This is a genomic window from Mariluticola halotolerans (genome assembly GCF_021611515.1).
GTDB lineage: Bacteria > Pseudomonadota > Alphaproteobacteria > Rhizobiales > Devosiaceae > Mariluticola > Mariluticola halotolerans.
The window spans coordinates 1953101-1975464 of sequence record NZ_CP090960.1 but is presented as its reverse complement, the minus strand read 5'-3'; the positions used below and the strand labels follow the sequence as shown (position 1 = coordinate 1975464).

General features: G+C 60.0%; 21 protein-coding genes and 1 riboswitch. Of the genes, 11 read left to right on the top strand and 10 right to left on the bottom strand.

Annotated features, from left to right (window positions below; genetic code table 11):
* Nucleotides 1-2 precede the first annotated feature (2 nt).
* Nucleotides 3-1964: a putative bifunctional diguanylate cyclase/phosphodiesterase gene (locus L1P08_RS09445; protein ID WP_303616775.1), complete on the top strand. Its 1962-nt coding sequence runs from the start codon at nucleotides 3-5 to the stop codon at nucleotides 1962-1964.
* Between the two features lie 2 nt (nucleotides 1965-1966).
* Here the strand turns inward: L1P08_RS09445 and L1P08_RS09440 are convergent, their stop codons facing one another.
* Genes L1P08_RS09440 through L1P08_RS09430 form a run of 3 tightly spaced genes read right to left on the bottom strand, consistent with a single transcriptional unit; the run spans nucleotide 1967 to nucleotide 4298 of the window.
* The gene (locus L1P08_RS09440) at nucleotides 1967-2359 is read right to left on the bottom strand and encodes a VOC family protein (RefSeq protein ID WP_303616774.1); all 393 of its coding nucleotides are present in this window, start codon (nucleotides 2357-2359) and stop codon (nucleotides 1967-1969) included.
* Between the two features lie 5 nt (nucleotides 2360-2364).
* Nucleotides 2365-3402, bottom strand: coding sequence for a Gfo/Idh/MocA family protein (locus L1P08_RS09435; RefSeq protein ID WP_303616773.1), 1038 nt, complete (start codon nucleotides 3400-3402; stop codon nucleotides 2365-2367).
* A gap of 47 nt (nucleotides 3403-3449) precedes the next feature.
* Nucleotides 3450-4298 carry a helix-turn-helix domain-containing protein gene (locus L1P08_RS09430; protein ID WP_303616772.1) on the bottom strand — a complete coding sequence of 283 codons (849 nt, stop codon included), beginning with the start codon at nucleotides 4296-4298 and terminating at the stop codon, nucleotides 3450-3452.
* 156 nt (nucleotides 4299-4454) lie between these two features.
* Here L1P08_RS09430 and L1P08_RS09425 point away from each other — a divergent pair, with 156 nt between their 5' ends.
* The 3 genes from L1P08_RS09425 (at nucleotide 4455) to L1P08_RS09415 (ending at nucleotide 6291) form a co-directional block, all read left to right on the top strand.
* Nucleotides 4455-4655 carry a DUF2061 domain-containing protein gene (locus L1P08_RS09425; protein ID WP_303616771.1) on the top strand — a complete coding sequence of 67 codons (201 nt, stop codon included), beginning with the start codon at nucleotides 4455-4457 and terminating at the stop codon, nucleotides 4653-4655.
* 88 nt (nucleotides 4656-4743) lie between these two features.
* Nucleotides 4744-5469 carry an SIMPL domain-containing protein gene (locus L1P08_RS09420; protein ID WP_303616770.1) on the top strand — a complete coding sequence of 242 codons (726 nt, stop codon included), beginning with the start codon at nucleotides 4744-4746 and terminating at the stop codon, nucleotides 5467-5469.
* Between the two features lie 93 nt (nucleotides 5470-5562).
* On the top strand, nucleotides 5563-6291 hold the full coding sequence (locus L1P08_RS09415) for an endonuclease/exonuclease/phosphatase family protein (protein WP_303616769.1): 729 nt from the start codon (nucleotides 5563-5565) through the stop codon (nucleotides 6289-6291).
* Between the two features lie 4 nt (nucleotides 6292-6295).
* Here the strand turns inward: L1P08_RS09415 and L1P08_RS09410 are convergent, their stop codons facing one another.
* The 5 genes from L1P08_RS09410 to znuC all read right to left on the bottom strand — a co-directional run bounded on the left by L1P08_RS09410 (nucleotide 6296) and on the right by znuC (nucleotide 11124).
* Nucleotides 6296-8296, bottom strand: a complete 2001-nt coding sequence (locus tag L1P08_RS09410; protein WP_303616768.1) for a putative bifunctional diguanylate cyclase/phosphodiesterase — start codon at nucleotides 8294-8296, stop codon at nucleotides 6296-6298.
* Nucleotides 8297-8560: 264 nt separating this feature from the next.
* Complete coding sequence (locus L1P08_RS09405) at nucleotides 8561-9118, bottom strand: methylated-DNA--[protein]-cysteine S-methyltransferase (RefSeq protein WP_303616767.1); 558 nt, start codon at nucleotides 9116-9118, stop codon at nucleotides 8561-8563.
* A 3-nt stretch (nucleotides 9119-9121) separates the two neighbouring features.
* Nucleotides 9122-9517: a Fur family transcriptional regulator gene (locus L1P08_RS09400; RefSeq protein ID WP_303616766.1), complete on the bottom strand. Its 396-nt coding sequence runs from the start codon at nucleotides 9515-9517 to the stop codon at nucleotides 9122-9124.
* Nucleotides 9501-10319 carry a metal ABC transporter permease gene (locus L1P08_RS09395; protein WP_303616765.1) on the bottom strand — a complete coding sequence of 273 codons (819 nt, stop codon included), beginning with the start codon at nucleotides 10317-10319 and terminating at the stop codon, nucleotides 9501-9503. The genes L1P08_RS09400 and L1P08_RS09395 overlap by 17 nt, the downstream gene beginning before the upstream one ends.
* A complete protein-coding gene (znuC, locus tag L1P08_RS09390) occupies nucleotides 10309-11124 on the bottom strand; it encodes a zinc ABC transporter ATP-binding protein ZnuC (protein ID WP_303616764.1) in 816 nt (271 codons plus the stop codon). Before znuC ends, L1P08_RS09395 begins: the two co-directional genes overlap by 11 nt.
* Before the next feature lie 106 nt (nucleotides 11125-11230).
* Here znuC and L1P08_RS09385 point away from each other — a divergent pair, with 106 nt between their 5' ends.
* Complete coding sequence (locus L1P08_RS09385; RefSeq protein ID WP_303616763.1) at nucleotides 11231-12259, top strand: zinc ABC transporter substrate-binding protein; 1029 nt, start codon at nucleotides 11231-11233, stop codon at nucleotides 12257-12259.
* Between the two features lie 41 nt (nucleotides 12260-12300).
* On the opposite strand, the gene L1P08_RS09380 is transcribed toward L1P08_RS09385, so the two are convergent.
* Entirely contained in the window at nucleotides 12301-12558 is a 258-nt protein-coding gene (locus L1P08_RS09380) for a DUF2164 domain-containing protein (RefSeq protein ID WP_303616762.1), read from the bottom strand.
* A 112-nt stretch (nucleotides 12559-12670) separates the two neighbouring features.
* A riboswitch (cobalamin riboswitch) is annotated at nucleotides 12671-12894 on the top strand.
* 321 nt (nucleotides 12895-13215) lie between these two features.
* On the opposite strand from L1P08_RS09380, the gene cobW reads away from it, so the two are divergent.
* From cobW to L1P08_RS09355, 5 genes are all read left to right on the top strand, one after another.
* On the top strand, nucleotides 13216-14268 hold the full coding sequence (gene cobW / locus L1P08_RS09375; protein ID WP_303616761.1) for a cobalamin biosynthesis protein CobW: 1053 nt from the start codon (nucleotides 13216-13218) through the stop codon (nucleotides 14266-14268).
* A gap of 172 nt (nucleotides 14269-14440) precedes the next feature.
* Nucleotides 14441-18811 carry a cobaltochelatase subunit CobN gene (gene cobN / locus L1P08_RS09370; protein WP_303616760.1) on the top strand — a complete coding sequence of 1457 codons (4371 nt, stop codon included), beginning with the start codon at nucleotides 14441-14443 and terminating at the stop codon, nucleotides 18809-18811.
* A complete protein-coding gene (cobO, locus tag L1P08_RS09365; protein WP_438268397.1) occupies nucleotides 18808-19452 on the top strand; it encodes a cob(I)yrinic acid a,c-diamide adenosyltransferase in 645 nt (214 codons plus the stop codon). Before cobN ends, cobO begins: the two co-directional genes overlap by 4 nt.
* On the top strand, nucleotides 19453-19992 hold the full coding sequence (locus tag L1P08_RS09360) for a hypothetical protein (protein WP_303616759.1): 540 nt from the start codon (nucleotides 19453-19455) through the stop codon (nucleotides 19990-19992).
* A 207-nt stretch (nucleotides 19993-20199) separates the two neighbouring features.
* Entirely contained in the window at nucleotides 20200-20727 is a 528-nt protein-coding gene (locus L1P08_RS09355; RefSeq protein ID WP_303616758.1) for a hypothetical protein, read from the top strand.
* On the opposite strand, the gene L1P08_RS09350 is transcribed toward L1P08_RS09355, so the two are convergent.
* Complete coding sequence (locus L1P08_RS09350; RefSeq protein ID WP_303616757.1) at nucleotides 20724-21206, bottom strand: hypothetical protein; 483 nt, start codon at nucleotides 21204-21206, stop codon at nucleotides 20724-20726. The two genes, L1P08_RS09355 and L1P08_RS09350, sit on opposite strands and share 4 nt — an antisense overlap.
* Before the next feature lie 181 nt (nucleotides 21207-21387).
* Here L1P08_RS09350 and L1P08_RS09345 point away from each other — a divergent pair, with 181 nt between their 5' ends.
* Nucleotides 21388-22350 (top strand): NAD(P)-binding domain-containing protein, encoded by a 963-nt coding sequence (locus tag L1P08_RS09345; protein WP_303616756.1) that lies wholly within the window; start codon nucleotides 21388-21390, stop codon nucleotides 22348-22350.
* The last annotated feature ends 14 nt before the right edge of the window (nucleotides 22351-22364 follow it).

The following is a 22364-nucleotide window of genomic DNA, read 5'->3' as shown; positions in this document are numbered from 1 at the left end:
TCATGCCGCCGATGCGCGAAAAACCCAATTATACAAAACGTTTCTTGCTGGGTTTGACGGTCGCAATCGCCATGTTGTGCCTGACTATCGTGACCTTGGGCTCCGGGCTTCTCAACGTTGCCGGGGTCTTCGAAAATTTTGGCTTCTATGCCTACCGGCAGGTCAACGCCACCCTGCTCGACAGCACCCGCTTCAATGCAGCGCTCAATCAGGCCATCGTCGCCCCTGACAGGCCGGAAAGCGTTGATACGCTTGCCCTGGCCAACGATTTGGCCTTTATCCGCTTTACGGCCGAAGACCATGCCCGCCTTTATACAGATGTGCCGCGCTACACAGGTATTGATAGCCGCATGCAGGTGCTGGTCGCCGATGTCGATGCCATCCTCGCCCGCGGCCTGCCCCTTGATGTACCCGAATTGCAGCGTGTTGCCGGCCTGGCCGCCGCCCTGCAATCGGAAATGAACGAGGTCTATTACGGCTATGGCAATGGTCTTGATGCGCAAATGGCCCGCGCCGAGGTGCATCTCTTCCGGCTTACCCAGGCCATGTTCATTCTGCTCATTCTCTTGTTTATCGTCGGGGCCGTCGCCATTATTCTGCTGATCAAGCGGCACGAGGCGGCATTGCGGCTCAAGTCTCAAGCCAATCATGATGTCCTCACCGGGCTCAAAAATCGCGCCTGGCTCACCCGCAATGGCGGCAAGATGCTCAGGGCCGCCCGTGAGAGTGAACGGCATATGATGTTGATGGTCATTGATCTCGACCGCTTCAAATCCATCAATGACACCTATGGCCACCAGTTCGGTGACGCCGTGCTCATCCATGTCGCCGGGGTGCTCGACACGTTCGAGAGCAAGCCCCTCGTTGCGCCGGTCCGCATTGGCGGCGATGAGATGGCCCTCATCGCCATCGTCGATGACGCGGAAGCTGGCGAAACCCTGCGGCGCGAAGTGCACAAAGGCCTCAACACCAAGGTCAATATCGACGGCCAGCAAATGCGACTCGGTGCCAGTATTGGCGTCGCCTGTTTCCCCGAGCATGGCGACAGCATCGCCATGTTGATGCGCAATGCCGACATTGCCCTTTATCAGGCCAAGCAGGGCGGCCGCGCGCGCTTGATGATCTATGACGCGGATCTGGCGGCAACCACTGATGATGGCATTCAAAGCCATGCCCGCATCCGTCAGGCCATCGTCAATGATGAATTTGAACTCTATTGGCAGCCCGTCTTCAATTTGCGCACGGCAAGCCTTTCAGGAGCGGAAGCCTTTCTGCGCTGGAACGACAAGGAGACAGGACGCATCCTGATGCCGCACGAATTCCTGCCTCTCGCCGAACAATCAGAGGCGATCTACGACATCGACCGCATGGTTCTGGTCAAGGCCTGCGCCGAAGCCGCCCGCTGGGAAGTCGAGCTGCAAAGCCCCTTCATCATCTCGGTCAACATCTCCAGCCAGCATTTGCAGGCCGGTGATTTCCCCGATTATCTGGCCGGCGTCGCCAACAGGGCAGGGCTCTCGCCCGCGCGGCTCGAAATCGATATCACCGGTGCACTATTGGTCGAAGACCGCAAGACAGCTTTCGAGACCGTGCGGGCGCTTCAGGCCCTGGGGTTCCGCGTGGCCCTCGATGATTTCGGGCGCGGCATCGCCGGTTTGCAATATCTCGCCGAACTCGAGATCGACCGGCTCAAGATTGATGGCACCTTCATCGAGGGGATCGAGGCAAGCGCCAAAAAGCGTGACCTCATCAACACCATCATTGCCGCCGGTCACGCCGCCAATGCCGAGGTGGTGGCCGAAGGGGTGGAAACGCCCGAGCAGATGTCATTTCTCATGCAGCAAGGTTGTGATCTGGCCCAGGGCTTTCTTTTCGCCCGCCCCGCCGATACCGAAACCTTCCGCGCTTATCTGCAACGCAATATGGGGCGCACGCCCACGGCCAAAGCCGCCGACGTGGCCTGATCTCAGCCCTTGGGCTGCAACAGGTCCCAGCGATTGCCGCAGAAATCCTCAAATACCGCCACACTGGCATAAGGCTCGTGCCGGGGCGCCTCGAGAAACCGCACCCCGCGCGCCTGCATCGCTGCATAATCCCGCGCGAAATCGTCGGTCTCGAGAAACAGAAATACCCGCCCGCCGGTCTGGTCGCCAATCCGGGCGCGCTGTGCATCATCGGTGGCCCGCGCCAGCAACAGCCGCGCCCCGTTCCCGTCCTTGGGCCCAACCACAACCCAGCGCTTGCCGTCCCCCAGATCAGTGTCGCTCAAAAGCGCAAATCCCAGCTTCTCGGTGAACCAGGCAATCGCTGGATCATAGTCTGCCACCACCAGCGTCAGCGTTGCAATCTGCTGTGCCATCACGCTCAATCCTGCACAACCGCCACCCGTGCACCATCACGCGATGATGTAAGGATCGCATCGATCAGCCGGTGTGCCCGCAGCGCCGTGCGGCCGGTGGAAGCCGGTGCGCGCCCGCTTTGCACCGCGCTGACAAAATCGGCAATCTGCGCCCTGTGCCAGTCATGCGGAAACGCCATCCGGTTGTCGCCGGCCCCGGTTGTTGTCTCCTGGCCAACCGTCTCCACCCGCCCGTCATGCCAATACACTGTCAGCACGGAGCCGCTCAGTTTCAACGACGCCTTTGTGCAATTGAGCAGCAGATATTCATGATCGCCGGGAAAGGCCGCCGTTGTTGCCATAATGGCACCCAGCGCCCCGTTTTCAAACCGCAACCCGGCGCTGACAAAATCCTCAACCTCGATATCATGCAGGGGCGTGGTGCCGGCCACCGCCTGCACACTTTCGGCCTGGCCAGTGAGCGACAGCATCAAATCCAGCGCATGGATTGCCTGGGTCAGCAACACCCCGCCGCCATCTTGCGCAAACGTGCCCCGGCCCGGTTCGCTGTAATAATCCGCAGAGCGCCACCAGGGCACCACCAGCACTGTGTTCGCCAACCGGCCCACATCGCCCTTTGTCATCAGCTCACGTGCCGCCAGCGACCCTTCGCGGAACCGGAACTGAAAAATCACCCCAAGCGTCACCCCGGCCTGTTCGCAGATTTCCACAATCTCGGCCGCAGCTTCCGTGGTCCGCTCCACGGGCTTTTCCATCAGAATATGCTTGCCCGCCTGAGCCGCCGCCCGCACCAGTTCCAGGCGCGCATTTGGTGGTGTCAGCAGCAAAATCGCATCCACGCTGTCATCAGCCAGCAGCGCCTCATAGCTGTCCACTGCCGCAAAGCCATGTTCGGCGGCAAACGCCTCCCGATTGCTCTTGTTGCGCGTATAAACCCCGCGCACGGCGATCGTTTTTTCAAGGTCTTTGAGCGCCCGCACATGGGGTGTCACCGCCATGCCCGCGCCCACAATGCCGATCCCGAATTTTTGTCGCGTATCCATGCCCCGTCCCCTGCTCAAATGGTCACCGCATCATGGTGTGCTTTTTTTTAGCGCACCCGCTTGGCAAGCGTTGCCAGCCAGTCTGGCATCTGGTGCGCATGCACTGTCGCCGCCCGCACCAGATCATCAAAATGCCGCGCCATCAAACGCACATATTGCGTGGCCGTGAAGGCCAGATAGCGCTGCCCGATATAAATCGCCACCCGCTGCTGCCCGTAAACGGAAAACGGCACCGAATAAATCTGCCGCAAATCAAATCCATAAAGCCGGGCGGAGGGATAGAGTTCGCTCAGGTCCGCCTGCAATTGCTCCAGCTGGCCCCGGCGGATTTTCGCCGAAAGCCCGGTCCATTGCCCCTGGCCCAGCGCAAAACTTTCCAGCACCTGCACCGGCACGGCAATTTCCATGTCCGTTTCCGGCTGCCGCAACAGCGTCATTTGCGCCTGCGCATCGGTAATCGCCTGCTCGGCCGTGCGCCGCACGGGATCTTCGTACTCAAAACTCAGCACCGCCTCTGTCTTGAAAATATCGGGCACACCCGCCGGCACATGACGGATTTTGGCCCCCGCCGCCGCGCTGATCCAGCCCTGCACCTGCTCATCCACCGGATGGCGCGGTGCCTCCGTCATCTGCACGGCCTGTTCCAGAATTTCTGTCGCCACCCCGCGATGGTTGGACAGGCCCAGCAGCCAGTCCGAGGAAATCTGCAAGGCCGAGGCGATCTGCCCCAGTGCATGCCCGCTGGGCAGTCGCGGCACATCGGCCCCCAGCAATTGCGAAACGGTCGAGCGGTCAAGCCCGGCAACGCTCGCCAATTGGCTCTGGGTCCACCCCGCGCGTTCAAGGGCCTCGGTCAGCCGGTCGCGAAACAATGTGGCACGGTCTCTTTTGTCCATAAGTTGAGAAATCGCACATTTGGTGACAGTAATCAACATAAGCTGATGATTAGTGATGAATGCCGCAAAGTGTCACCATAAACACATTGCCCCGGCCACCGCTTCGTGACACTTCATACGGGTGTTACAGACTAAAATTTAGTGAGCAATAACAATATGGAAACCCGCACCCGCAGCATCGTCAAAGCCATCTCCTGGCAGCTTGTTGGTCTGGTCACCATGACATTGCTGGCCTTCCTGATCACCGGCGATCTTGGCGCCGCCGGGGGGCTGGCTGTCGTCGGGGCCATTTCCGGCTTCCTGTGCTTTTTCATTCACGAGCGCGTCTGGGCCCGCATCCGCTGGGGCCGCACCTAGACGCCAACAAGCCGCTGGCCAGATCACAATTGCGCCATTATTCTGCCCGCAAATCCACCACACCGTGGCAGAGATTGAGGGCGCCATCATGAGACTGGTTTATCTGCTATCCGCTATTGTTCTGGCCGCCGGCATGGCGCTGGGCGGCTGGTTTGTCGGCACATCGCTGGTCAAAAGCCGCGAGCCTTTGCGCATCGTCACCGTCAAGGGCCTGTCCGAGCGCCCGGTCAAGGCAGATCTGGGGTTCTGGCCCATCCGCTTTGTCGCCACCGGCCCCAATCTCGAAACAGCCCGGTCCGGGCTCGAAGCCTCCGAGCGCGCTGTCCGGCAATTCCTCACCAGCAAGGGGTTTGAAGAGGCGGATATCGGCGTACAGAACATCACCGTCGAGGATCGTTACGCAGGCTATAACGCGGGCAATACCCCCGATGATGTCCGCTTCGTGCTCACCGAGGACATGCTGGTCACCTCCCGCGATGTCGATGCCCTGGCCGACGCCTCCCGCTCGGTCGCCGATCTGTTGCGCTCAGGTGTCGTGTTTTCCTCCGATGCCTATTCGGCAGGGCCTAGCTTTGTCTTCACCGGCATTAATGACCTGAAAAGCGAAATGCTGACCGAAGCCACCCAGCGGGCCCGCGACACGGCAGAACAGTTCGCCGATGAATCAGGGGCCAATGTCGGCGATATCCAGACCGCCAATCAGGGTGTGTTCGAAATTCTGCCCGCCGTCGACATCCCCAATGACCGGCCCGACAAACAGATCGACAAGCGGGTGAGGGTGGTCACCACCATCACCTATTTCCTGACCGATTGACCCGGATGCCCAGCCCGGTGTGCCAGGTGTGTAAACGGCGCGAATATGCGCCGTTTCCTTTATTTTTAGGTCCGCACACCCCATATAGGCACGATGAAGGATAAAACGGCCTCAAACGCCCCCCTGCGCGTGGGCAGCTATAATATACGCAAATGCGTGGGTCTCGACCGCCGCCGCAATCCCGAGCGTGTGCTCGAGGCGGTAAGCGAGGTCGAGGCGGATATCATTGCCCTGCAGGAGGCGGATTTGCGTCTCGGCGAACGCCGCACGGCCATTCCCCGCACTCATATCGAAAAATATACCGACATGATGCCCGTCGATCTTGCCGCCAATGATGTCAGTCTTGGCTGGCACGGCAATGCGGTTCTGGTGCGCAAGGGGGCAGAGGTCACCGCCACCAAACGGCTGGAGCTGCCCGGCTTTGAACCCCGGGGCGCGGTCATGGTCGAGTTGAACCACAAGGGGCAACAAACCCGGTTGATCGCCACCCATCTGGGGTTGATGCGCCGTCACCGCCAATTGCAGTTGCAGGCCATTGCCGATCATCTGGAGGGGTGCGCGCCCATGCCCACCATCCTTCTGGGCGATTTCAATGAATGGTCGGCGCACAAGGGTATGGAGCCGATCGCGCAGAATTTCAGCGTGCATGCGCCCGGGCGCAGCTTCCACTCAGCCCAGCCGATGGCGGCTTTGGACAGGATTGCCACAAGCAGTCATTTCGCGTTGCGGGATGCGGGTGTTCACGAGCGTGGACCAGCGCTGAGGGCCTCGGATCATCTGCCGGTCTGGGCCGATCTGGCCTATGAGGGCACTGACTTGTAATTGATCAGGCGCGAGAGGCGATTTTGCGCGGTGTGTTATCGTCCCAATGTGCCATCCAGTCGGCGGCGTCCTTCTGCGGCATCGGGCGGCCATAATAATATCCCTGCCCATGGCGGCAGCCAAGCTTGCGCACCACTTTCGCATCGGCCTCGGTTTCCACCCCTTCGGCCACAATATCGACCGAGAGCGAGCGCCCCACACTCACCAATGCGGTCAGCAAGGCGCGGTTTGCCGCGCTTTTTGCGATACCATCCACAAAACTGCGGTCAATCTTCAGCCGGTGGATCTTCAGGCGCAGCAGATAGACAAGCGACGAGTGGCCCATGCCAAAATCGTCCACGGCCAGGGCAAAGCCGGCCGATTCAAGCGCCTGCAGGTCAGCACGCGCGGCATCCGTATCCAGCAGTGCTTCCTCGGTAATCTCAATTTCGAGCCGTTCAGGGCGCACGCCCTGCGCCTTGGCAATCGCCGAAAACATCGCAGCGGGCGAATAGCTTTTGAACTCGCTGGGCGAAATATTGATCGCCACCATTGTGTCCGTATGGCCGCTGGCGTCGAGTTGCTTGACCATGCCGCACGCGGCAACAGCCATCAGCCCGGTCAATTGCTCGGACAGGCCCATAACACGGGCAGCCGTCACGATTTCGGGTGGGCTGATCGGCCCTAATTGTGGATGGGTCCAGCGCACCAGCGTCTCAAACCCGGAAATCTTGCCGGTTCCCAGCTCGATTTGCGGCTGGAAATGCGCCGTGATGTCGCCCGAGGCGATAGCGCTTGCCAGTTGCGTTTCGATCTGCAGCCGCCGGTCTATCCGGTCTTTAAGGGATTGATCGAACACATGGTGGCATCGCCGTCCCTTCGCCTTGGCCTCATAAAGGGCAATGTCGGCAGAGGTAAACAGGTCATTTGCCGTCTGGGCATGCGTGGGGAAATGGGCAATCCCGATACTGCAGCCGATCAGGGGTTGCGCATCGAATGTCTGCATTGGCATCAGGTTGAGATCCATCAGCGTTTCCGCCACTTCCAGCGCGCGGCGGTCAGCATCCGGCCCCGCGATGATCACCGCAAATTCGTCACCGCCAAGCCGCGCCACCACATCGTGTTGCCCGGTGGCCCTGCGCAACCGGTCGGCAAAACTTTTCAGTACATTGTCACCGGCAAGATGCCCCCAGGTGTCATTGATCGATTTAAACAGATCGATATCCAGCGCCAGAAGCGCCACCTTGGTGTTTTTGCCGGCATGGTCGCTGACCAGCATTTCCAGCCGGCGCGCAAACAGCGACCGGTTGGCCAGCCCCGTCAGCGGGTCCTCATTGGCCAGCACCGCCAGCTGCGTATTGCTTTCGCGGATTTTGATATTGGCACGCGAAAGCGATTTCGCCAGCGAAGTTGCCTGCAGCGCGGCCATTTTGCTTTCGCGGAAATTCTTTTCTGCGGCGCGTGTGCTGCGCAAAAGCATATAGGTCAAAAGGGCGATGTTGAGGCCAAGTATGGTCTGGGTGGGTGCGCCGGTCGCCAGCATGATCAGCATCATGGCAAGGTTCGGCGGGAGAAAAAAGGCGATGGCATTCCAGGCAATGCCGGTACTTTGTATGGCAGATCCGGCAGAAATCCCCGCAAGGATGAAAACCACATAGCCGCTATAGCCACCTTGGGTGATATCGACCAGAAACAGAGGCACCGACGCCCAGCACAGGCCGGCAACAAGAGCGCCGCCAATCATCAACCCGATCATCAGTTTCGTCTTCCGCACAATGGCGGGCCGTGCTTGCGTGAAACGCAGGGAAAAATAACGCCCCAGATTGGTGCCGATCAGTGCGGCCAACCACCAGAAGACGGCCTGATCTTTTTGATTTAACCAGATGATGGCAGCTGCAGACAGGGCAACCGCGCAGCTCGAAAAGATCGCAAGCGGCACCCCGCGCATGGCGGATTGAAGGCAGGCATCGTCAAGTTCCTTGGCGAATGCTGCACCTTGCGTGGGCGCAATCTCCGGTTCAGTCATAATTCCATCCCTTTGGGGCGACCGTGGTCTGCCACGTGTCATTTTTGGGATAACGCTATGTTTTTAGATGATAATTTTTATTTAATGACCTGTCATCATTAAGACAGCTCTCGTCGGTGCTGCCCGACAGCCCAATAAATTTCTCTAATATTCGCAACAGCTTGCGAACAGGCGCGCCCAGATTCACCCCGGATTAAATCGACAGGACGCGCCGCTGTTTTTCTCTTGATGGTTATCGGCACGTTAAAAAGAAGGGGGCTCGCGCTAAAAGTCAAAAGCGGTCTGGGCGAGGGCCGGGGTTTTGCGCAGCGCCCCCTCCAGTTCCAGCAACCGCGTCTTGGTAATCGTGCCGCCCGGTGCCGAAAAGCCGCCAATCTTGCCATCGGCGGTCAGGATGCGGTGGCAGGGTATGATGACCGGTATGGGGTTGCGCCCCATTGCCTGCCCCACAGCCCGCGACACCGCAACGTCATCCGCCACCTCCCGCGCCAGCGCCCCATAGGAGCTGATATCGCCCCAGCCCACCTTGCGCGCCGCCGCCAGCACCCGGGCATGAAAGGGTTCAACCGAAGAGAGGTCGACAGGAAAGCTCGAGAAGTCTTTTGCCACCCCGTCAAAATAGGCAACGAGATCTGCAATCGCTTTCGCAATCACCGGCGGCGGTGTGCCCGGTCCGGCAGTGCCGGTCAGTTCGCGTAACCGCGCATCATCCGCATCACTGTCAGCGGAGGGTAATTGAAAATGGCTTATGCCGTTTTCGCCCCAGCCAATGCCGCAGCGACCAAAGCTGGTGTCGAACAGGCAATAGCCCCGGCCCGTCATGGGTCAGGCCGCGCACTGGTTGCAGCTGCCCCGAATTTCAACCGTCGTCAGCCGGGGTACAAAGCCCTTTTGCGTGGTCCACAGGTCAAGCCGCTCACGCACCATGTCGTCGGAAAATTCATCGACCTGGCCACAGGTCTCGCAAATCGCAAAGGCCACAATCCCGGCGCGGTGGCAATGCGGTTCGGCGCAGGCCACAAACGCATTGAGGCTCTCCAGCCGGTGCGCCAGCCCTTTCTCCAAAAGCTTCTCCAGCGCCCGGTAAACCTGCAGCGGCGCCTTGATGCCTTCGGGGCGCAAATCATCGAGAATGTCATAGGCGCTCATCGGCCCGCTCGCATGGCTCAGCCGTGCCAGAACCAGACTTTGATTGCGCGTCAGTTCACCTGTTTGGGACATGCGCTTCTCCTTTTAACCGGCCAATCGGCAGCATAATCGAGACGATAAACAACACAAGCGCGGCCACAACGATCGAGGGGCCCGAAGGGGTGTCCCAGTGCAAGGAGCCATTGAGCCCGCCAATCACCGCCAGCGCCCCCAGCACCGAGGCAATCACCGCCATCTGCTCCGGCGTCGCGCTCAACCGCCGCGCCGTCGCTGCCGGAATGATCAAGAGCGAGGTAATCAGCAAAACGCCCACCAGCTTCATGGCAATGGCAATCACCGAGGCCATCAAAACCATCAGCATGATCCGCGCCGCCTCCGGCCGCTGCCCTTCCGCCTCGGCCAGTTCTTCACTCACGGTCGAGGCCAGGAGGGGCCGCCATAACAGCATCACCAGGCCCAAAATCACCATGCCGCCGAAATAGATCACGGCAATATCAAGCCGGCTGACCGCCAGAATATCGCCGAACAGAAATCCCATCAGGTCAATCCGCACCCAGCTCATAAAGGCCACCAGCACCAGCCCCACCGCCAGCGTTGAATGCGAGAGAATGCCCAATAGCGCATCGGTGGAAAGGCTCGCCTGCCGTTGCAGCAAGAGCAGCGCCATGGCCACAATCGCTGCCACCGCAAAAACACCAACGGTCAGGTTCACGCCCATCAAAAAGCTCAACGCCACACCCAGAAGGGCCGAATGGGCCATCGTGTCGCCGAAATAGGCCATCCGCCGCCAGACGACAAAACATCCAAGCGGCCCCGTCACCAGCGCCAGCCCGACCCCGGCAATCACCGCCCGATAGAAAAAATCATCCAGCATGGTGGTGCCCCTCATGGTCATGGTGGTGGTCGCCACCCTCTGTCACACAGCCATCCGCATGCTGCACCCGCCCATCCGGCAAATGCTCATGGTCATGATGATGCTGGTAAATCGCCAGCGTCTCGGATGCCCGTGTGCCGAACAGGCGCAGATATTCAGGGCTCCTGGCCACAATGTCCGGTGTCCCGGTGCAGCACACATGCCCGTTGAGACAGATCACCGTATCGGTCTCGGCCATCACCACATGCAGGTCATGCGAAATCATCAATATGCCGCAGCCGGTTTTGTTGCGGATCGATTTGATCAGGTCATAAAGCGCCACTTCACCGGCAAAATCGACGCCCTGCACCGGCTCATCCAGCACCAAAAGATCCGGCTCGCGGATCATCGCCCGTGCCAGCAGCACGCGCTGGAATTCACCCCCCGAAAGGTTCTGCACCGCGGCCCGGCCCAGATGCCCGGCCCCCACAGCCTCCAGCGCCTCGGCCACGGCCTGCGTGCTGAACCGCCCGGTCAGGGTCATCAACCGGTTCACGGTCAGAGGCAGTGTCCAGTCAATGCTCAGCTTTTGCGGCACATAGCCGATTTTGAGCCCCGGCAGCCGCGACACGCTGCCCTCGCTGGCTTTCAATACGCCCGTCGCCACTTTCGCCGTCGTCGATTTTCCCGACCCGTTCGGGCCGATCAGCGTCACGATTTCGCCGCGCGCAATCGACAGCCCCACGCCGCGCACCAGCCAGCGGCCACCCGCGCGCACGCCCATGCCGGCCATGGCAATCAGCTCTTCCTTGTGAGGAGCGTCCATTCAAAAATTTCTCCGTACCGCACCTTGTCGCGCCATTTTCTATACGTTATAGCATAACAAGTGAATAGTGTAATGTAATAACATTCGCCTAGCTACAGGACGCCTCATGCACAAACATTTCGCCACCGGTCTCGCCGCTCTGGCCCTCTCCCTTTCGCCGGCTTTTGCCGCCCCCGCCGTCGTCGCCAGCATCAAGCCGGTTCATTCCCTCGCCGCCGCCATCATGGGCGATCTCGGCACCCCCGGCCTCATCGTTTCGGGCACCGGCTCCCCCCATACCTATGCGATGAAACCCTCGGATGCGGGCGCGCTGCAAAATGCGGATCTGGTGTTCTGGATCGGTCCTGATATGGAAAATTTCCTCATCAGCCCGCTGCAAAATCTCTCCAGCGCGGAAAAAACCGTCACCCTTGCCCAAACCCCCGGCCTCACCCTTCTCGCGCCCCGCGAAGGCGGCACCTTTGAAGAGGACGATCACGACCACGGCGCCCATGCGGATCACGACGATCACGATCATGATGAACACGCACACGAAGACCATGATGATCATGACGCGCATGAAGATCACGATGATCATGCCGAAGCAGACCATGATCATGCGGCGCACGATCACGAAGGTCATGTCGATGCCCATCTCTGGCTCGACCCGGCAAATGCCAAACTCATGCTCGGCCCGATTGCCGATGCACTCAGCGCCGCCGATCCGGAAAATGCCGACGCCTATCGCGCCAATGCAGCGGCCACCGAGGCCCGTCTCGATCAGTTGATCGCCGACACCAAAGCGCTTCTGGCCCCGGTCAAGGATCGCCCCTTTGTCGTTTTCCACGACGCCTATCACTATTTCGAAAACCGCTTCGATATAGCCGCCGCCGGCTCCATCGTCATCGAGCCGGACACCCCCCCGGGCGTCCAGCGCGTGGCCGCCATCCGCGACAAGCTGCGCGAGCTGCATGCGGCTTGCGTCTTCTCCGAGCCGGAATTCGAATCCGCCCTGGTAGAAACGGTGATTGAAGGCTCAAACGCCAAAACCGGTGTTCTCGATCCGCTGGGGGCCGCCATCCCTGATGGTCCGGATCTCTATTTCACCCTGATCAGCGACATGGCCAGCAGTCTGGCCGCCTGCCTCGCTGACTAAAAAATCCCCGCAAGCCTCAACCTGCCCCCAAAAGGGGCAGGTTACCCGCGCACCAGCTTGGTCTTTTGCTCCAGCGTGTAGATCGCGTCGGTAATATTGTCCATTTCCTTCATCAACACGGCCTGCGCATCATAAAGGCCGCGATTGTAGAAATAGCCCGCCATTTCCTCGGCAAAAAACTGTATCAGCAATTCCGCCGGTATCGCCCCGATCTCCTGATCCAGTTCTTCATGGAAATAGGTCTGCACGCTCTCCACCAGCGCCTTGCGTTCTTCGGGAGAGAATTTGATTTTCTTCATCTTATTTGCCTTTGCCGAATCTGCCCGCAGCCTAAAAATCGCGCACGCCCGGGGCAAGACCAAATAGGGCGCGCGCCCATGGGTCTGCCATTGACCCCGAAAGGCATTCGTGCACAAATCAAACCGTACTGGTTCCCGCGCCCGCAAAGGGCAAGGGATCAAAAGGGAACATGGTGAGGCGTACCCATAAGGGACCGAATCCATGGCTGCCCCCGCAACTGTAAGTGGTGAATTATGCCCACTCTGCCACTGTCTCCAAAAAAGGGAGGCGGGAAGGCGCGGCATAGTGACAAAGACACCACCAGCCAGGAGACCTGCCAGTCGATAACCGGCGCCCATGGCGTCACCTCGCACAGCTTCCGGCATTTTGCCGTTGGCGCGTGCGGTCCAGAAAATGTCCACACGGAGGGTGTTGGTACCATGAAAGTTTCGATACGGGCGACAAGCCTGTTCATGCCGAAAAGAGCAAACGCTGCCCCGGCGGTCATTTCGCTGCCCTGTCCCTGAACAGCTTCAGCGCGTCCCCGTCTCCAGTCCGCTCAACCCCACAGCGCCGCGCCTTCCGCCATCAGGCCGCCACAGCAAGCGCCCTGTCCGGTGTCGCTGGCACATCCCGGCTGATTTAATTAATCTCATCCCAAAAGGAGCCTTTTGAAAATGGCTGCCCGCATTCCCGTCACCATCGTCACCGGCTTTCTCGGTTCCGGCAAAACCACCCTCGTGCGCCACGTGCTCGCCAATGCCAAGGGCAAGCGCCTCGCCCTCATCATCAACGAATTCGGCGATGTCGGCGTCGACCGCGATGTCCTTAAAGGCTGCGGCGAGGAAACCTGCCGCGAAGAGGACATGATCGAACTGGCCAATGGCTGCATCTGCTGCACCGTCGCCGATGATTTCATCCCCACCATGAAGGCGCTGCTCGACCGGCCAGAGCGCCCCGATCACATCATCATCGAAACCTCGGGCCTTGCCCTGCCACAACCGCTGGTCCGCGCCTTCAACTGGCCCGAGATCAAGCCCGAAGTCACCATTGACGGCATTATCACCATTGTCGATGCCGCCGCCCTCAGCGAGGGCCGTTTCGCCGCCAATGAAACAGCGGTCAACGCCCAGCGCGCCGCCGACGAAATGCTCGATCACGAAACCCCGCTGGGTGAATTGTTTGAAGATCAGCTCATCTGCGCCGATCTTGTGGTCATCAACAAAACCGATCTGGTCGAACCACCGGCCCTGACCCGCATCAACGATCAGCTGCGCCAGCACATGCGCCCCGGCACCGGCCTCATCCACGCCAGTCAGGGCGCTGTCGATATTGGCGCTCTGCTCGGTCTGGGTCTGGCCTCGGAAGATAATCTTGAAGGCCGCGACAGCCATCACGAGCTCGAACATAATGGCGAACCGCACGAGCATGATGATTTCGACAGCTTCTCTTTGCGTCTGCCGCCCGAGGCAGATCGCCAGGCCTTGCTCAACCGCATCGAACAAACCATCCGGTCGCACGACGTGTTGCGCCTCAAGGGTTTCGCCGCCATCACCGGCTCCGATGCCCGCCTCGCCATTCAGGCCGTCGGCCCGCGCATCAATACCTGGTTCGATCGGCCCTGGGGGCCGGATGAGCCACGTGAAACAGCCCTCGTCGTCATCGGCGAAAGCCCGCTGGCCAAACAGGCCATCACCGAAAGCCTGACCGCACTGGTGGCCGCGGAGTAGTGAGGGGCGGCCCGAAGGGACAAAAGGCGCCGGTGGCGCGTTTTGAGCCCCGAACGCCCGGAGCGCTACGCGCGATGGGCAGGGGATCAGGGTGAGGAGGGCGCGCAGCGCCATCAAAAACGCCCCATCCCTCGGTCACACCAACAAGGAGATCAAAAATGAAAGCCAGACCATGCATCTCCTAGCCGCCCAGGCCGGTGCCCTGCAGCAAGAGGGCGAGGCGATCGATCTCAACCAGACGCCGGGCGACATCATCTTCGCCTCCGCCGCCGACAGCGAACTGGCCGCAATGGCCGGCGCGGTTGACAGGGCCGGGGCCACAAATGTGCGCCTCGCCAATGTGCTCAAGCTCGCGCATAATCTCTCCATCGATCTCTGGCTGGAAAACACCGTCCGCCACGCCAAAATCGTCGTCATCCGCCTGCTCGGCGGCCCGGCCTACTGGCCCTATGGCGTCGCCGAACTCGCAACCCTTGCCAGCACCGGCGCCTTCAAACTCGCCTTCCTCCCCGGCGACCCAAATCCCGACCCGGTCCTCCTCGACCGCTCCACCCTCAACGAAGCCGAATGGCATCAGCTCCACGCCCTGTTCACAGCAGGCGGCCCCGACAATATGGACCTGGCCCTCAACGCCTTTAGCGCCCTGGCCAACAACACCCCCATCCCTTCAACGCCCCCCATCCCTTTCCCCCGCTTCGGCATCTGGTGGCCCGGCGAAGGCATTGTCGATCCAGCCCGTCTCGGCGAACTGACCGGTCTCAGTGTTTTGGATCAGGAATCTCCTGATGGCGCTACCGCGCCGCCCCCCACCCCCGACCCCACCCCTCAAGGGGGAGGGGAGAACGCCGCGCTCTCTCAATTCCATCCCTCACGCCCGGAACGCGCGGCCAGCCCCACTTCCACCTCTCCCTCAGGGGGAGAGGTCGGCGCGCCAGCGCCGGGTGAGGGGGCCTTCCTTCACTTGTCTGATGGAACCTCGCCCCAAAAACCCATAACCCCCATCCTCTTCTACCGCGCCGCCCTCGAAGGCGCGGGCACGGCAACCCTCAACCGCCTGATCAAGACGCTGGTCCGTCAGGGCCTCGCCCCGGTCCCGCTGGTTGTCTCCTCGCTCAAGGACAAAACCTGCGTTGCCTTCGTGCAGGCAACATTCAAAAGCCTGCCCCCCGATGTAATCCTTAATCTCACCGGTTTCGCCCTCGGGCTCGATGGTCTCGCCGACGAGAAGAATCCGTTTGCAGGCACTGACGCCCCGATCCTCCAACTGATTCAGACTGGCCGGTCCGAAACCCAATGGCAGGATGACAGCCAGGGCCTCACCGCCAAGGATCTGGCCATGCAAATCGTCCTGCCTGAAATGGATGGTCGCATTGGCGCGTTGATCGTTGGCCACAAGCAGGAAGCGCTCTGGCACGAGGCCACCCAATGCCCGCTTTCCGCCTATGCCCCCGATGCGGAGGGCATCACCAATGCGGTCAAACTGGCGCAAAACTGGGCCAAACTGCGCCAAACCGCCCGGTCCGAACGCCGCGTCGGCATTGTCCTTGCCAACTACCCCATCCGCGATGGCCGCATCGCCAACGGCGTCGGCTACGACGCCCCCCAATCCACCGTCGAAATCCTGAAAGCCCTAGCCGCCGCCGGATATGACTTGCGGTCTGCTGGTGCCGCTACATCCCCTCAATTTCATCCCACACACGCGGAGGCCGCAGCCATCGATTCCCTCCCCCTTGAGGGGAGGGATGCCGAGAGGCAGGGTGGGGGTCGTCCCGAAGGGACCAGAAAAGACTCAAGCCTTCCGCTTGGCACGTCGCAAAACGATAGCCCGGACTTTCCTGATGGCGCTAACGCGCCGACCCCCACCCCCGACCCCTCCCCTCAAGGGGGAGGGGAGAACGCCGCACTCGCTCAATTTCATCCCTCAAACTCCGAACATGCAGCACACCCCACTTCCACCTCTCCCTCAGGGGGAGAGGTCGGCGCGCCAGCGCCGGGTGAGGGGGCCTTCCTCGATAGCGCCGCGGACCACTTCCCCCAATCCGGCAACGCCCTGATCGAAGCCCTGCAGTCCGGCCCGACCAATGCCAGCCCGGAGCGTGGCATCAGCCCCGCCATCCTGCCGCTCGACACCTACAAATCCCTGTTTCAAACCCTGCCCGACCAGATCCGCACCCAGGTCACCACCCGCTGGGGCGCGCCCGAAACCGATCAGTTTGTCCGCGCCGATGGTTTCCATCTCCCGGTCAGGATCTTCGGCAATATCGCCGTCATGCTGCAGCCCGCCCGCGGTTATGATCTCGATGCCGAAGCCAGCTATCACGATCCGGACCTCGTGCCCCCCCATGCCTATTGCGCCGCCTATCTCTGGCTGCGCCACGGCTTTGGCGCTCACGCCCTCATTCACAATGGCAAGCATGGCAATCTCGAATGGCTGCCGGGCAAGGCCACGGCGCTCGATGCGGCCAGCTATCCCAATGCGCTTTGGGGCGCGCTGCCGCATCTTTATCCCTTCATCGTCAACGACCCGGGCGAGGGCACCCAGGCCAAGCGCCGCACCGGTGCGGTCATCATAGACCATCTGGTCCCCCCGCTGACCCGGGCCGAAACCTATGGCCCCCTCAAAGACCTCGAAGCCCTGCTCGATGAATATTACGCCGCCGCCGGCATGGACCGCCGCCGTCTCGAGGACATCACCAAACGCATCCTCGCCTTCACCCGCGACACCGCCCTCGACCGCGATATCAACCTGCCCGACGACGAAGCGCAGGCGCTCAACAAGATCGACACGTTCCTTTGTGATCTCAAGGAAGCGCAAATCCGCGATGGCCTCCATATCTTCGGCCAGTCGCCCGACGGCGATCTCGAACGCGATCTCATCGTCGCCCTCGCTCGCGTGCCGCGTGGTGAAGAGATGCCGGGCGATGCTTCCCTGATCCGTGCCCTCGCCGATGACCTGAAATTAGGCTTCGATCCCTTAACCGCCAATCTCGGCGACCCATGGACCGGGCCCAAGCCTGATGAAGCTGAAATCGGGGCTAACAAAAAGGCTGACGTCAGGGATAAAACCGGGGCTGAAACTGGGGCTGATATAAGCCTTATTAAAGCAAATCTCTGGCGCACCAATGGCGACACCGTCGAGCGCCTCGAAGCTTTGGCTGCAGCCCTCGTCTCGGGCACCGCACCGGCCCCGGAATGGACAGCCACCCGTGCCGTTCTGGCCACCGTCGAAACCATCATCCGCCCACGCCTCAAGGCCTCAGGTCCCAATGAAATCAAGGCCTTGCTCGATGGGCTCGATGGCAAATTCATCGCTCCCGGTCCCTCCGGTGCCCCCTCGCGCGGCCGTCTCGACGTGCTGCCGACAGGGCGCAATTTCTATTCCGTCGACAATCGCGCCGTCCCCACCCCGACCGCCTGGGAACTGGGCCGCAAATCGGCGGAAAACCTCATCACCCGCCATTATCAGGATCAGGGTAACTGGCTGAAATCAATAGCCCTTTCCGTCTGGGGCACCGCCAATATGCGCACCGGCGGCGATGACATCGCCCAAGCCCTCGCCCTGATCGGTGCCAAACCTAAATGGGACCCGTCCTCTCTACGTGTCTCTGGTTTCGAGGTGATCCCGCTCGCCAGGCTCGGCCGCCCCCGGGTGGACGTAACCCTTAGAATTTCCGGGTTTTTTCGCGATGCCTTCCCCCAGTTGATCGCCCTTTTCGACCGCGCCATCCGCATGATCGGTGCCCTCGATGAACCCGAAGACCAGAACCCCATCGCCGCCCGCATGCGCACCGATGCTATCGCTTTGATAAAAGAGGGGAAATCCGAGGAAGACGCCGGCTTTGCCGCCGGCCACCGCATTTTCGGCTCCAAGCCGGGTGCCTATGGCGCGGGCCTGCAGGGCCTGATCGACAGCGGAAACTGGCAGGAAAAACAAGACCTTGCCAAGGCCTTCCTCAATTGGGGCCAATACGCCTATGGCGCCCATGCGCAAGGGACACCCGAACACGCCCGCTTCGCCGCCCGCCTCAGTGATATCGAGGCCGTGGTCCATAATCAGGACAACCGCGAACATGACCTGCTGGACAGCGATGATTACTACCAGTTCGAGGGTGGCCTGACCGCCACGGCAGAAGCCTTATCCGGCCACAAACCCTTGAATTATCACAATGATCACTCACGTCCCGAACGCCCGCTGACCCGCACGCTGGAGGAGGAAATCTCCCGCGTCATGCGCTCGCGCGTGGTCAATCCCAAATGGATTTCTGGCGTCATGCGCCATGGTTACAAGGGCGCTTTCGAGATCATCGCCACGCTCGATTACATGTTCGCCTTCGCCGCCACCACCGGGGCGGTCAAGACCCATCATTTCGATCTGGCCTTCACCGCCTTCGTGCAGGATGAAGAGGTCAAGTCATTCATTCAAAACAACAATCCGCACGGCTATGACGAGCTGATCGCCAAATTCCGCGAAGCCATGACACGCGGATTCTGGACGCCGAAATCCAATTCGGCCTACGCTGAACTTGAGGAGACCCCCAAATGACCGACGCCCCACGCCCCAAGAAAACCGACCTGATGAGCGAAGAAGAGCGCAACGCCTATCACGCGGAAAAGATGCGCAAGAAGAAGGAAGCCCGCGACAAGATCCTGGCCACCAAGACCGAGGAAAAAGGCCTGCTGATCGTCCACACAGGCAAGGGCAAGGGCAAGTCCACCGCCGCTTTCGGTATGGTTTTCAGGGCCTTGGGCCACGGCTTCAAAATCGGCATCGTCCAATTCGTCAAAGGCAAATGGGGCACCGGCGAGCGCGACATTCTGGAAGAATTCCCCGACCAAGTCACCATCAAGGCCATGGGCGAGGGCTTTACCTGGGATACCCAGGACCGCGCCCGCGACATCGCCGCCGCCAAGGGCGCCTGGGAAATGGCCAAGGAAATGATCGCCGACGAGCGCTATAAAATGGTGCTTCTCGACGAGCTAAACATCTGTTTGCGTTATGATTATCTCGATATCAATGACGTTGTCGAGGTGCTGAAAAACAAGCCGCGCGACACCCATGTTATTGTCACTGGCCGCAATGCCAAGGACGAACTGATCGAGATCGCCGATCTGGTCACCGAAATGACCATGATCAAGCATCCCTTCCGCGACGGCGTGAAGGCACAGGCCGGGATCGAGTTCTAAATGCTCTCGCACCTCACCCTTGTCGGCCTCGGCGACACCGGCGAGGCGCAATTGCTGCGGGCCCTGCTCGAACATCTGGGCTATGCGGTGTGCCTCAATCTACCCGGCAAACCCACCGATTTCTTCAACGGTTTCAGCTTTTACGGCCAGCCGCCGGACGCAGTTATCCTCTCCGCCCATGGCGATGAAGAGGGTATCATCTTTCCTGAAATGGCTGAGGGCGTCGATACTCTCACATTGCCCGGCGACCGCATCACCCCCGGCCTGATTGCGGATCGGCTAAAAATCCCAGCAATTCCAATAGTTTCGACGGCCTGCACCTCGGGCACGGCAGCCTTTGCTCCAGCCTTTTTCACCGCTGGCGCATCAGCCTATATCGCCCCGGAAGGTGATCCTGAAGGGGTGGATATTCCACTGTTTTTGCACATGTTGTTCCACCAGTTATGCACAGGTTCTCCACATTTGGAGACCGCCTTCGCGGCAGCCAACAACCTCCTGCCAGCCGGCGATGGTTTTATCCTGCACCAACCGCAAGCCTGAGCTCTGCAAGCGGGTGTCGGCACGGGTCGAATGTCTGCAAGTGTCAGGCCGCTACACATCTGTCGAAGTGCCAAATTCAGTTGATGTTGGAATATACGCTTCTCGAATATTACAAATCCCGTAATTAAAAACCACGCGAGAAAGCAGAGCTGTTTTTTAACATAATGAGTATAGGGGGTTGCGGTATGTTTGTTTGGGGTTTTTGCGATGAAAAAGACAATTTTGTTGTTATTTGTTATGCTTTCCACTTCCGCGCTGATGCTCTCTCCCTCAATGGCGCGGGGGGTGAGGCTAGGTGCTTTCGGTATCCACAAGGAAGCGATTGAGCGGGTTATCGATTTTCCCGATACGGAAGGCTTTCAGCGCAGCGATGGCAAATATGTGGATCTCGGTTATCTGCATCGCGCCTTTGGTGAGGGGGAATGGGTCGGCTATCTCGGCACCTCCAGCCAGTATCTGCCGCTCTCTCAGGGACAGTTATTGATCGTTCTGGCGTCTGTCGGCATTGATGAATTGCCGCCGGTGCCGCCAACACCCCTGTCGGTCAAAATGGCCCAATGGATGGTGTATGGCGGGGCAGCCGCTTTCGGTCTGTTTGTGATCATCGCTGTTTTCCGCAAGGCTTCGCCCACAACAGCCCCAGTCACCCCGCCAACCAGGGTGCAAAGGCCTGAAAATACTGAGGCAGGGTTAAGAAAACCCGATGCTGCAAAAGGCTTCGGGCGACGGCTTTAGCAGCCCGTCGCCGGTCCCGCTTTCAGCGAAGCTTCGACCTTGGAAACGGTGCTGCCCATATTGCCGTTATATTCGAACTTGGTCGATACAGCCTGCCGCCCGCCACAGGAAGCAAGCGTGCGCACGCTCAAAAACCGCCCGCCGATCGAACCAGTATATTCGGCCCAGTCCGGTGTGATGGTGCGCCCGGTCATCGACCAGCCATTGTAAGATTCTTCATGGGCGATCTGGGCGTTAATGAAGGCCTCAAAATTTCCGCCCGGCACGTCAGCACCATAGATTGTCAGCAAGGCCCCACCGCTATGCGAGCGGAAAATCATGCCATCACCATTGGGCTGTTCCGGTCCCATCGGATCAAACCCGTCCGGCACAATCGCGGTCGCGCCATAGCGGGCATTGGCATAGGTGTCCGCTGCCAGTGCGCCGGCAGGAAAGGTTAAAACAAAAGCGAAAATAAGAATCAATTTGTGCATGGTCATTGAATGTAACGCGCAACTCTTCTGGTGCAAAATGAGAATATCTATCGGGGGCTTTTGCCTGAGAATATGGGGAAATGCGAGCAGTTTTACCGCTGTACAGAATGGGAACAAGGCGATCAAGCACGGGCTCAATCGCTGGAACATTCCTGGATAGCGGGTTTGCAGGCAAAAGGGCCAATCCATGCACATATTGACCGACCAGGACATTGATCGCGTGCCGCAGCGCAATTATGAGGCTGCGGTCCGCGCGCATCTGATCGCCGATGCCCATGGTGATGCGGCCGGTTCAAGCCGTCACGTCACCGATATTGGGCGTGGCAGCATCAGCGTCTCGGCGAGCGGTCGTAATGGCTATGCAGGTATCAGCGCTGAAGAGACATTCCACCGCCCTGATACCGAGCAGCAAGAACAACTTGTGGCTGGCTGGGACACGAATACCGGTGGCCTGTTCGGCCTGGCGGTTGGCGACAGGCTGGGGGCCATAAGCACCGGATGTATTGGTGGCATCGCGCTCGATTGTCTTGCCCCGCATAAAGTCAAATCCCTGGCGTTGATTGGCGTTGGCAAGCGGGCCGAAGCACAATTGGCGGCGGCGATCAGCCTGCGCACGTTTGAACAGATCCGCATTTACGGGCGGCAGCCGGTGGCCGCAACGGCACTCGCCAAACAGTTTCGCACCCGCACTCAGACGCCAATTCAGATTTCAGGCTCACCAGAAGAGGCAGTGCATAACGCCGACATTGTAATCCTTGCCACCGATTCCAGCGAACCCGTCATCGATGCTGACTGGGTAGCCCCGCATGCCCATGTCACCAGCATTGGGCCGCGCACGAGGCTGCGGCACGAACTGCCCATCGGCTTGGTACACCGCGCCAAACTGCTTGTGTCAGACAGCCCGCAACAGGTGCGCAACAGCGCGGATCATTTCCTGCAAGGGGAGGTGGCGTTAAAGCGCCTCGAACACCTCGGCGGCCTGGTGGGCAAATTCAATCCGGATAAAAACCGCACGATGACCCTGTTTCTGTCGTCAGGCCCTGCAGGCGCTGATATTGCCGCCTTGCGCGCGGCTGTGGATTTTCTGGACAACAACCAGCCCGTTAGTGCGGCACCGCGCCCAATGCTTCGGGCAGGCGGTTATCAATAGGCTTTCTTGCCTCT